2 protein-coding genes are annotated in these 731 nt (G+C 63.3%); both read right to left on the bottom strand.

Features of this window, described 5'->3' with window-relative positions:
• Positions 1-512, bottom strand: a 512-nt coding sequence (locus AP234_RS00125) for a GTP-binding protein (protein WP_055477459.1), incomplete at its 3' end; no start/stop codon positions are given.
• A 25-nt stretch (positions 513-537) separates the two neighbouring features.
• A partial coding sequence (locus AP234_RS00120; protein WP_152990139.1) for a DUF742 domain-containing protein occupies positions 538-731 on the bottom strand: 194 nt, incomplete at its 5' end.

Raw genomic sequence — 731 nt, 5'->3', positions numbered from 1 at the left:
ACCAGAGTGATCAACGCACTCTTGACCGACTCCCGATCACGCGCGTCCGTACGCACGATCGGGATATGCGCCCCCAACGTCATCGCCTCCCGAATCTCCTCCTCACCATGCGGAAACCGCCCATCGAACCCATTGATCCCCACCACGAACGGCAACCGCGCCTCCTCGAAATAATCCACCGCCGGAAAACTGTCGGCCAGCCGCCGCGTATCCACCAGCACCACCGCACCGATCGCCCCCCGCACCAGGTCATCCCACATGAACCAGAACCGATGCTGACCCGGCGTCCCGAACAAATACAAGATCAAATCACGATCCAGCGACACCCGCCCGAAATCCATCGCCACCGTCGTCGTCGTCTTATGCGGAACCAACCCCACATCGTCCACCCCCGCCGACGCATCGGTCATCACCGCCTCCGTCGTCAACGGCATGATCTCCGACACCGCCCCCACGAACGTCGTCTTCCCCACACCGAAACCACCCGCAACGACGATCTTCGTCGACGTCAGCCCCCGACCGGAACCGGCCACATCTCTAGAGCCTGCGAAGTCCACTGAGCACCCTCTCCAGCAAAGTCACATCCGGCTTGCCCGCATCCAGCTGCGGCTGATGCACCTGCACCAACCCCTCAGCCGCCATGTCCGCGATCACCACACGCACCACACCCAGCGGAATCCGCAACAACGCCGACACCTCCGCCACCGACCGCACCTGACGGCACAGCGAGC

It is taken from the genome of Sphaerimonospora mesophila, assembly GCF_001417795.1.
GTDB lineage: Bacteria > Actinomycetota > Actinomycetes > Streptosporangiales > Streptosporangiaceae > Sphaerimonospora > Sphaerimonospora mesophila.
Note: the sequence above shows the minus strand (reverse complement) of the source record. Positions and strands in the feature narration are given on the sequence as shown.